Source organism: Klebsiella sp. K5-45 (genome assembly GCF_030128605.1).
GTDB classification, from domain to species: Bacteria; Pseudomonadota; Gammaproteobacteria; order Enterobacterales; family Enterobacteriaceae; genus Klebsiella; species Klebsiella quasipneumoniae.
Window position 1 is genome coordinate 1 of the sequence record NZ_JAKUZW010000030.1, and the last position, 9,621, is coordinate 9,621.

At 50.6% G+C, this 9,621-nt stretch carries 15 protein-coding genes and 1 pseudogene; 1 reads left to right on the forward strand and 15 read right to left on the reverse strand.

Annotated elements, in window-relative coordinates; translation table 11 throughout:
• From MKS11_RS26745 to traM, 4 genes and pseudogenes are all read right to left on the reverse strand, one after another.
• Window positions 1–120, reverse strand: a pseudogene (locus MKS11_RS26745) (IS6 family transposase); the annotation flags it as partial.
• Window positions 121–267: 147 nt separating this feature from the next.
• The gene (locus MKS11_RS26750) at window positions 268–468 is read right to left on the reverse strand and encodes a TraY domain-containing protein (protein ID WP_046664192.1); all 201 of its coding nucleotides are present in this window, start codon (window positions 466–468) and stop codon (window positions 268–270) included.
• Between the two features lie 85 nt (window positions 469–553).
• Window positions 554–1,255 carry a hypothetical protein gene (locus tag MKS11_RS26755; RefSeq protein ID WP_025712700.1) on the reverse strand — a complete coding sequence of 234 codons (702 nt, stop codon included), beginning with the start codon at window positions 1,253–1,255 and terminating at the stop codon, window positions 554–556.
• A gap of 229 nt (window positions 1,256–1,484) precedes the next feature.
• On the reverse strand, window positions 1,485–1,877 hold the full coding sequence (gene traM, locus MKS11_RS26760; protein ID WP_004194114.1) for a conjugal transfer relaxosome DNA-binding protein TraM: 393 nt from the start codon (window positions 1,875–1,877) through the stop codon (window positions 1,485–1,487).
• A 431-nt stretch (window positions 1,878–2,308) separates the two neighbouring features.
• Here traM and MKS11_RS26765 point away from each other — a divergent pair, with 431 nt between their 5' ends.
• Complete coding sequence (locus MKS11_RS26765; protein WP_001568108.1) at window positions 2,309–2,794, forward strand: transglycosylase SLT domain-containing protein; 486 nt, start codon at window positions 2,309–2,311, stop codon at window positions 2,792–2,794.
• A 32-nt stretch (window positions 2,795–2,826) separates the two neighbouring features.
• Here MKS11_RS26765 and MKS11_RS26770 read toward each other — a convergent pair whose 3' ends face one another.
• The 11 genes from MKS11_RS26770 to MKS11_RS26820 all read right to left on the reverse strand — a co-directional run bounded on the left by MKS11_RS26770 (window position 2,827) and on the right by MKS11_RS26820 (window position 9,556).
• Window positions 2,827–3,156 (reverse strand): DUF5983 family protein, encoded by a 330-nt coding sequence (locus MKS11_RS26770; protein ID WP_011977736.1) that lies wholly within the window; start codon window positions 3,154–3,156, stop codon window positions 2,827–2,829.
• A 32-nt stretch (window positions 3,157–3,188) separates the two neighbouring features.
• Complete coding sequence (locus MKS11_RS26775; protein ID WP_032454971.1) at window positions 3,189–4,010, reverse strand: DUF932 domain-containing protein; 822 nt, start codon at window positions 4,008–4,010, stop codon at window positions 3,189–3,191.
• A gap of 684 nt (window positions 4,011–4,694) precedes the next feature.
• A complete protein-coding gene (locus MKS11_RS26780) occupies window positions 4,695–5,015 on the reverse strand; it encodes a hypothetical protein (protein ID WP_001568049.1) in 321 nt (106 codons plus the stop codon).
• 34 nt (window positions 5,016–5,049) lie between these two features.
• Window positions 5,050–5,304: a DNA polymerase III subunit theta gene (locus MKS11_RS26785; protein ID WP_024191981.1), complete on the reverse strand. Its 255-nt coding sequence runs from the start codon at window positions 5,302–5,304 to the stop codon at window positions 5,050–5,052.
• Between the two features lie 187 nt (window positions 5,305–5,491).
• Window positions 5,492–5,683: a hypothetical protein gene (locus tag MKS11_RS26790; protein ID WP_001568047.1), complete on the reverse strand. Its 192-nt coding sequence runs from the start codon at window positions 5,681–5,683 to the stop codon at window positions 5,492–5,494.
• 42 nt (window positions 5,684–5,725) lie between these two features.
• Window positions 5,726–6,232, reverse strand: coding sequence for an antirestriction protein ArdA (locus MKS11_RS26795; RefSeq protein WP_001568046.1), 507 nt, complete (start codon window positions 6,230–6,232; stop codon window positions 5,726–5,728).
• Window positions 6,233–6,274: 42 nt separating this feature from the next.
• Window positions 6,275–6,703: an antirestriction protein gene (locus tag MKS11_RS26800; RefSeq protein ID WP_001568045.1), complete on the reverse strand. Its 429-nt coding sequence runs from the start codon at window positions 6,701–6,703 to the stop codon at window positions 6,275–6,277.
• A 680-nt stretch (window positions 6,704–7,383) separates the two neighbouring features.
• Complete coding sequence (locus MKS11_RS26805; protein WP_001568044.1) at window positions 7,384–8,151, reverse strand: hypothetical protein; 768 nt, start codon at window positions 8,149–8,151, stop codon at window positions 7,384–7,386.
• Between the two features lie 53 nt (window positions 8,152–8,204).
• The gene (locus MKS11_RS26810) at window positions 8,205–8,624 is read right to left on the reverse strand and encodes a DUF1380 domain-containing protein (RefSeq protein WP_001568043.1); all 420 of its coding nucleotides are present in this window, start codon (window positions 8,622–8,624) and stop codon (window positions 8,205–8,207) included.
• 9 nt (window positions 8,625–8,633) lie between these two features.
• Window positions 8,634–8,855 (reverse strand): hypothetical protein, encoded by a 222-nt coding sequence (locus tag MKS11_RS26815; RefSeq protein ID WP_001568042.1) that lies wholly within the window; start codon window positions 8,853–8,855, stop codon window positions 8,634–8,636.
• Window positions 8,855–9,556, reverse strand: coding sequence for a DNA methylase (locus MKS11_RS26820; RefSeq protein ID WP_004152355.1), 702 nt, complete (start codon window positions 9,554–9,556; stop codon window positions 8,855–8,857). Before MKS11_RS26820 ends, MKS11_RS26815 begins: the two co-directional genes overlap by 1 nt.
• Between the last annotated feature and the right edge of the window lie 65 nt (window positions 9,557–9,621).

The following is a 9,621-nucleotide window of genomic DNA, read 5'->3' on the forward strand; positions in this document are numbered from 1 at the left end:
CACTCCGCGTTCAGCCAGCATCTCCTGCAGCTCACGGTAACTGATGCCGTATTTGCAGTACCAGCGTACGGCCCACAGAATGATGTCACGCTGAAAATGCCGGCCTTTGAATGGGTTCATGTGCAGCTCCATCAGCAAAAGGGGATGATAAGTTTATCACCACCGACTATTTGCAACAGTGCCCTTAATACAGCATTCATATTTATTTCCTTTAAAGAGAATGTATACGTTAGTTGAAAATCACTTCTGTATTATTTGATTAGGATATTAACTTTCACCCTCCTCTCGCAGTTCAGAAAAGATATAGTTTGGAAAGCGCCTCAGATGATCTTTGAGACGCATCGCGACCTCGGTTGATTTAGTTCTGCCACTACGGTTCTTTGCGCTAACTAAAAGTGCATGAGTGTCGTCATCAAGGTAAACGGAAACAATATTCTTATTTCCAGTGCTGGTATAACGCTTTGACACACTGCTTCTCCGATTAGAAACCTTATAGACAAATCATTACACAGAAAGACACAGGAAATAAAGGGGCTAAACAGCCCCAATCAATTTAACAATTTATTAACATAACATATTCATAAACATTCTCAATAAAAAAATATATTTTCCTGCTCCTGTAGCAATCCGTTACAAATGCTCTAAAAGACGGATAAACCTCCAATACTTTCTCTTTCGCACGATCGATCCTTTTTTTTACAATCTTCTCAGGCACAGAAATATAATTTGATATGTCCATATAGCTAAAACCAAGAACATAAAATGAAAGAGGAATGATATTCAAATCACTTATCCTTGCAATAGCCTCATCAAAATCCGGAATGTCTTTTGATTTTATGAATTTCATTTTTCGGCTGGATAATGGAACCGTTATCAGAAGATTCATTTGCCAAAAAAAATAAAAATCATCATCCAAAAGACTGATAAACTCAATTCGAATTTGAAAATTTGATTTTCCACACGAAAAAATTTTACTTAACACACAACCTTTACCTAGCGCCATGCAATCAAGTTCTAACTGGGAAAGCATCAACTCCAGTTCATGAAATGATCCTGAGAAACTACCTGCTACACCTTCTGTTTTAAAAAAGTCATACATTTGTTCAAATGATGTGTTGGAATATAGGACATCGCGTTGTTGGTTTCTTACGCAAACAGAGACAGGTGAGGTGTTATACAACCCCTTTATGTGAAGAAGAGCATCCCTAACCGATTGACTTAAGCTGTCATCACCACTACGATCCATCGCACACATAGGTTCCTCCTTAGAAGGGTTCTATGGATAGTTGGTGTAGAGAGGTTGCATCTCTCTACACCAATGTTTCTCAAATTTTCAGTTGCTCTTGAATTATAAATCCCATTTAACTGGATGTCATCAAAATAGATTAGATCATTCTTCTAAAGATTCTCAAAAAAGAAGTATATTTATTCAACTTATAATAAAAAACTAGACGGTCCATTATTACATTTCGCAATGCCTTACGCTAATCATTGTCAGTGTCATCCACTTTTGGAAAGAATTGCTCTATCACAGCATTAACGTCATCCCGGATGTTTTCTATTAACCCTGACCATTCCCATCTTGGGTTACCATGAACATGAGGACTCAAACATTCGATCCCCAGCACCTTATTCACAGTAAACTGTGTTTTAACCATGCTTTCAAGCAGCGCTCTATTGAATGCCATCTGATTAAACCCGGATTCTTTGCGTTCCATCTGGGCTTCGTAGACACGCAAACCAAGCTCAAGCAACATCGATGCAATACTTGAATAGCTAATATCTTTCTCTTTCGCACCTTCAGCACGACGCTGAACTGCTATCGCATTAATTTTCTCTGCAACTTTGTCATTTACATAAACTTGGATCTTAGCCATAGTCCCTCACAATTATAATCTCGTATAACCCACAAAACTCTAAGTGCTAAAACTACGCATGTTGCGCGATTCACTATTAGAGTCACTATGATAGAAATGACGATTCATTCCACGAATCACTATCCTTTTAGCCACGAATCTAATATAGATTCATGGCTCTTGTAAATAAATGTTTTACAAAAAAATAGTCTCTAACGAATCCCATACAATTCGCCAGTGAATCTATTTAGATTCATAGGCGAATCGCTTTAACACATTAAATAAATGTACTGCACATTATTTTTGTCATAACTCACTGTTTACAAATACCAATCTGCAAAATTTTAATTTTGCGTGGGGTGTGGTGATTTTGTGGTGAGGAGTGCATATATGTTGAGTCTCGGTCTTGGATGGGTTAAGGTTATTCCGGGATTTGGCACGGAGGGGAATTCATGAAGGGAGTAGCGTTTGGTATCATCCTGTCTTTAATACCATTGTCATCAATGGCAGCAGACTGCTTTGATATGGCTGGCAGGGATTACAAAATTGATCCGGATCTCCTGCGTGCTATATCATGGCAAGAATCACGATTTAAAATTGATGCGATTGGGCGTAATCCTGTTACGGGTTATGGATCAGGCTTGATGCAAATTGACTCGCAGCATTTCAACGAACTGTCGCGATATGGAATAAAACCGGATCATCTTCTTAGCGATGCTTGTCTTAACATCTACACCGGAGCCTATTATCTGGCTCAGGCGTTTAAAAAGTGGGGCGTTTCGTGGGATGCAGTCGGGGCATACAATGCAGGCTTCAAAAAGACCCCGCGCCAGGCAGCAAGACGTTACGAGTATGCGAAGAAGATCCATTACTACTACACGGCTATCAAAGCAAGCAAACGAACTTCTTCTAAAGATCAGAAAATCGCCATGAACTAAAAAACCTTCTGATATAAGAAGGCTTGAATTTCTTAAAAATCTACGGCATCTATACCTGGATAATAATCGGCATCACTATCAAAATGAAAAAGCAGATACCCGCCCTCCCGGTGCATTAGTATGAGATTTTTGCGTAAAAATTTTGACACCCCACCTCTTTTTAGCGCCAGAAGATGGCGTTTGAAATCATACATCCTTATAACACAACCATAAGGTGTATCATGTATCCACTCTAAGTAACTATCGCAAGTTAGATAATTGGTTGTTGATGAAAGCACCTGAAGAACTCTGATATCACCTTCTTCCATATGTGAAATACTGATACAGACAGCTTTAAATTCAAACATAAGTATTCCCACCATCAAAACGCCGGACAGCTGCCCGGCGCTTATAATTAGCCTTTAAGAGTGCGGAATTTCTCCGCAATTAACCACAATGCCTTATTGAGTTTAACATCACCATCGATTGCTTTTACTGGCCGGGTTGTTGTTCTTTTCCCTTTTTCAGTTCGGCCAGGCAAACCGCCTTTAATCAGATTTTCCTGGACCCTTTGATATGTAGTCCAGATGTCATCTTTTTTATCTTCATAACGGCGCGGATGAATTATCTGTTCAATACTGACCGGAGATTTATTTTCATCTTCATATCGGTAGGTTAATGCAGCTTGTCCAAACAGACGCTGTTCTTCCTTGGTTAATGTAATAGACTTCATGACATCAACGCCTTCAGTTATTTTATCGAAAATTCCCAGAACTTCGTAAGCACCTTCGATAACCCTTCCAACAATATCACCTTTATGAGGTACACGAATCTCACCAAACGACGTACCGCACACAAGGCCATTTGTGCATACAAAACGGAACATACCCGGGATCATTTGATAACTGGACGATCCATCATGCGAGTTAAGAAGAATGATTTCGGGTACTTCTGTTCCTTTATTGGCCCCTTCACGGCGAAGTCTTACCATATGCTTAGTATGCCCCCGTTTATCCTCATCCCTTACTCGTGACTGACAGGCAAAAAATGGCTGGAAACCTTCTTCACGTAATTTATCCAGCAGTGTAATAGTTGGAATATAGGTATAGCGATCACTACGTGAATTATGCTTTTCTTCTGAAAACACAGAAGGTACAACCTTGACTAATTCATCGTTAGTCAGTGGGCGTTCCTGACGAATGGATTGAGTAAGTCCAAATCGGGATGCTAAACGCATATTATTCTCCTTCACCTGTTTAATTTTTTAACCATCACCCGTTGAGTTGCCGGGGCCGCGGTTTTGACTTTGTCCGGGGACCTGCTGAACCTGCCCCTGGATATAACCTTCACCCGTTTGAGAGCCGTTCGCCGCAAGGGCGTAAACGAGCACGGCCCGGTGCAGATGTCCGGGGGTGAGCGGGAAATTTTTTTCGGCCTAATGAAGCGGCAGCGGAATGGCCGGGAAAAATTTATTGCGAAAGGCCCTGCCGTCCCCTGGACAGCAAGACGGGTTGTGCTTGTCTCAGCCCCGGCGAATGGACTCAAACGGGTGATACGGGTACCAGGGGAAAGGAGCAGGCACCCGCCGCAACGACGAAGAGCGCGGGCGCGAAACGGCGTTGCCCCGCAGAGTGCCGGCAGTCCTTCGCCGGCACGGTGAAAGCGGCGCGGCCGGGACGGTCGCAGCAAGCGCTGCCGTTGACCTTGACGTCAGACATCAGACACTAGCCGCCAGGCCCGAAACCGCGTAGCGGGTTCGGCGGAGCTTACCGCGTCTTTTCGCGGTTAGCGGAGTGTGGCTCGACGACTGAACCGCGCCAGCGGGTCAGGAGCCGAAGGTGGCCCCGGAGCAGATTGTGTGAAAGGAAAGTGAGGCAAAGCCAGAGGAAGAGCAGCAGCAAGATGAAGGGTACCGGTCAGGTCAGGACTGAGATTCGCCCTGCTCTTTTCTGTACTGTACAACGCAGTACCAGGCCGAAGCCAGGAAAGCAAAAACGGTGATCAACCCGCGTAATTCGTCACCCGGCTCTTTCCCCTTCAGCATCAGCGTTATGATGATGCCGGCAACGATAATCCACGCAATGCCACTCCAGAGGCGCAGCTTATCCGCCACGACATTAATCAGAACAAAAGCAACGGCCAGGATAGCCCCCCACAGAGCCGGAACAGGCTGAAACGGAATAAAAAACAGGTTAATACCGGTTAAAAGCGTCACGGCTGCAAACATCAGAGACATACGCATAAAATTTCCTCCCTGGACACACTGACTATAAGAATCACTTCTGCTGCTCATCTCCGGGTTTATTATATTCGGGCGCATTTGCGCGCGGCAGCTGCTGACTGTTCAGTCGATGTACGCAGAGCCGTTCACGGAAATATTCGCGCAGGTGTTCAGGCTGTTCCCGTTCAACAAGTTCCGGCATGACGGGCTTGTTCATGCGTTCCTGCCAGGCAACAGCAGCGGCCACCTTATCGACGGCAACTTTATCCTGCTCCTCCTTTGAAAAAGAGGCGATATTCCACTTTGACATATGCATCACCGGTCTGCTTTACAGGAAGATATCCCTGATAATACGCGAATTCCGGGGCAACAGCGACTGACAACGGAGAGGAGAGTGCGCGGCGCCGGAGGCGCGGCGACGTCTCTCTCCGGCAGGCGCAGCCTGCCCGGGTTTTCGCGCGGCCGGAAGCGGCAGAGGTTCCCCCCTGCCCTGTGATTTATCGTGCCTTTCCCCCCTGAAGAATGAAATGGCCGCCAATATAGACGGCGCACTGACAGGTCATGTATTCGCAGATTTCATCCATCACCTGCGCAGTGGTCAGTTCCCGCTGACCGGCATCGCGGCGGCGGGCATTAATCAGGGCTTTGTACTGTCGCAGGATATCGCGGCTTTGTGGTGCAAGTTTCATGTGCTTTCTCCTTAACCGGCGGGCTTCCCCGCCGGATAGTAATCAGTTGCTGAATACATAGCCTTCATGGAAGACATAGCCGCTGCTGAACAGATCCCGCGCATAAGCCTCATAATCGAAATAGACGCGCAGGGATTCAGGCACCTCGTTTAACAGGCCGTGATCCTCCACAAAGCCATAAGCAAAATCCGCCTCGCTTTCAGCCTCGCCACAATACGCCTCATCAAAGGCGTCATAGTCGCACTCGCCGGTATAGTCCGCCCAGGCCACAAACGCGGCAGCGCGTCCTTCGTCCTGCGCCTGCCGGAATGCCTCGATAAACGCCCACTTAACAGAGGATTCAGAGGCAAACTGAGACGGGATCCCTTCCCAGTCCTGAAACATAAACTCGGGGTCATCCTCGGCGGCATGCAACGCCCGGCAGGCGTCATAAAATTCGTCTTCGTCGTCGAAGTCGGTTAAATCAAACCATTTGCCAAAAATACTGCCGCCGTTGTACTGGTGATATGTGCCCACGTAGACGGCCGGAACGGTTACTGATGAAGTCATTTTTGTCTCCCTGCGGGGCGGTGTAACCGCCCCGGTCGTTAATCAGTCCAGCGCGGCGTAAATAGCACTGCATTCGGGGTGAAAGGTGATGTGATTCCAGAGCTGGGCATCACGCAGCATATAAAGGCGAGTCAGCGCCGGGTTACTGCTGTCATGATGGGCCGCCAGACGGCGATTAATCGCCAGGCTGGTCAGAATAATGCCCGCCGCGTCGGCGCTGACAGTGCGATCAAACCAGTTTTCGCTACTGACCAGATGTACCCGGCCACAATCCGGCATCATGTAGCCGCCCCCCTCCGGCAGGCGAATAAAATGCCAGAAGCCGCCCTCATATTCGGGCATCCATTTTTTGGCCAGAGCGTACACCTGTAATTCCGCGAGCATGAAATCCGTGCCGAACAGGTACGGCATAAAAGACAGGCGGTCGGACTCCTCAACATTCAGGACCGGGCATGTATTCACATACTGCATGGATAAACCTCCGTAATCACATAGACTGCGGCACCGGGTTGTGCCGTGCCGACACGACAGCCCGGCGAAAAGCGGAAGATGCAGGGGCGACACCGGAGGCCGCAGCGCAGATATAGCGCGAAGCTGGTCTGGACGGTTTTCGAGCGAAACCTGAGCGAGAAAACGACGGGAAGAACGGCGAGCATCATAAAAAACCTGCGACCGGGCGAGGATGGCGGCGTCAGCGCACCCTTGCATCTGCAGCGGCCGGGCTAAAGTGAAGGCACGGCACTACCCGTCGCGATGCAGGAGGTTGAATACAGGGTTTCTCTCCCCCGTTTTTTGACCACCGGGAGAAAAGCGGAAGCAGATGTCGCAACGCGACAGACGCAGTAATAAGGCCACGGACCGGAGGGATGGGGCCGGGTGAAGCGGAGCCGGCGGCAACGGCAAGCCGGCGACTGCCTTATCCGGGGATGGCGGCGCCAGCGAACTCCAGCCTCTGCGGCTGCCGGGCTAAAGTGAAGGCACGGCACAGCCAGCACACGGCACGGCGATAACAGAGGGTTGTGTTCACCCAAAAGGCCCGGAAACCGGGCCGGGTGGACGCGGAGCCGGCACGGCGACATCCTTATCGCACCACACCTCCTGTGCCGGCAGGCTGACAAGGGAGGGTCCCCCTCCCCTGACGCTCCGGGCTGTCACTCCTGAGTTCTGCTGGCGCGGGCCTCTCTCACCATTTCCCTTAAAACCCGGCGATCAAACCAGCGCCGGACCGGAGTGTCCGTAAAACGCAGCTGATCAGCGATAACCCCTGCGCTCCTGATAGTTTCCTCCCGCTCGTTAACCAGGGTGAGCAGGACCGGGCAGAATCGCGCATCGCGAATAAGAATGGCATCGAGGACCTGATCCAGCCTGTCGGTTTCGTCTTCGTCCAGGCAGTTATCATGATCATACTCCACGGCCAGCAAGCGCCAGTCACCGATCCGCCTGTCCATCAGACGGGGAGTGACGGACGGCGTCAGCGCGGCGGCGATGCGCTTCGTATCCCGGTGGACGATTTCCGATATCTGCGTGAGGGAGGCTTTCAGGAAGGCCAGCAGATCGTCACATTCCGCCGCTGTCAGCCACTCCTGAGCGTAAGGCAGGCGGATAACCTGACAGTCAGCCAGCCGCTCCGGATGCGGATATGCCTGCACCGGAAAGAGATGCAGACGAGCCGGGGTTCCCGCCAGCCGCCGGGCGCTGGCGAGCAACAACGCTGCCCGGCCATACGTCAGCGGCTGACAAAGCTGTTCCGTAAGCGTGAGGATTTCCACGCCACTGAGAGAGCCGCAGGCGGCAAGCCAGCCGGGTACGGTTTCGGGGGCGACGGGCGCCATATCAACAGTGTCGGGCCAGCCAGCCTGGCGCAGCATCCGGTCGCCGTGACGCAGAATAAGCGTGTTAAGGGTTTCTTTTTTCATCATTATCGTCTCTGTCCGGGTTATATCACCCCGCCGCGTGGCGGGGCGATCTGCTGTCAGCTTTTCAGTAATGCCCGCACTTTTGCTGTATCCGCCAGGCGGCGCATTACGCTTTCCGGCACCGGGAGATTGCGATCCCGTGCGGTCCATTCCCTGTCCCACAATGCCTGTTCGGCGGTAATCAGCAGGGTTTCAAGCAGGTCAACCGGCACAGTCACCCTCTGCCCGTTCTCTTTCACCTGGTCTATCAGTGCCATCACCAGGCCGGCTGACACGCCCGACTCAAGCCGTTGTTCTTCCGGTATAGTGTCCATGCGTTCCAGTACTGCCCTTACGTCATGTTCTGAAAAGGAATATTCCATCCCGTCAGCCAGTGCTTCAATATCCGCCGGGGTCCAGATAATCAGGTTCAGCGGGGTTTCTGCGGGATATTGCTCATTCAGCATCCTGCAAAGATCTTCACGGGTTCCGTACATGTTCTCTCCTCAATCCAGAAAGCTTTCATCGAGCATCAGTGCAATATTGAACGCCTCATCCATCAGGACGCTGAGACGTCGCAGACTGATACCGGCAAGCCGTTCCGCCAGTCCGTCGTACCGGTAGTGGTACGTGTCTTCCAGCACTTTCAGGGTGGTTTTCAGGTCGCAAAGATTGTTCGCCAGCCCGGCCATATCGCGGCGCAGGGCTTCGTGTCCGTCGTAATTCATTACGCGGCCTCCGGGAGCCATTCATCGTTCGCCGCCGGGGTATTTACGGCCCGGTGCATGGCGGCCAGTCGTTCGGTTCCGGCCCGGTGGTACTGCGCCAGCATTTCGATGCCGATATAGCGGCGTCCGGCACGGTATGCAGCGACGCAGGTCGAACCGCTTCCGGCAAACGGGTCGAGAACAATCGCGCCCGGGGCGCTGAATGACTCAATCAGCGGCTGTAGCGCCTCCACCGGTTTCTGCGTCGGATGCAGGGTATTACCGGTATACGGGAAGGGCAGCACATCCGGCAGCGGTTTAAGGGGCGGCACGGGGCGGCCTTTGGCAAGGACATAAGCCCCTTCATGGCAGTAGTCCACAAATCCGCGTCGGGCCCTGGCGTTACGACGGTTGGAGGCATAGTTTTTGGTGAACACAAGCTGGCCCACGGCATAGAATCCTGCCGCCTTCCACGCGGCCATAAAGCGGTCCACACGGTTCCAGCTGTAGAAGCTCACCATCAGTGCGTCTTTTTTAAGGACGCGGTACATCTCCAGCGTGGCCGGTTGCAGCCATTCGTCCGTCACATCCCCGGCAATCTGTCTGCCCTGACGGTCCTTAAAACCGACGAGGTAAGGCGGATCGGTCACAATAAGGTCCACGGCACGGTCGGGGAATCCGCGCATCACATCAATACAGTTCCCGAGAATGAATCTGGACATGGCAGCACTCCTGTAGTCTGAGGGGGCAGGAGGCATCACCGCGATACCGTTCCCTGCCGCACGCT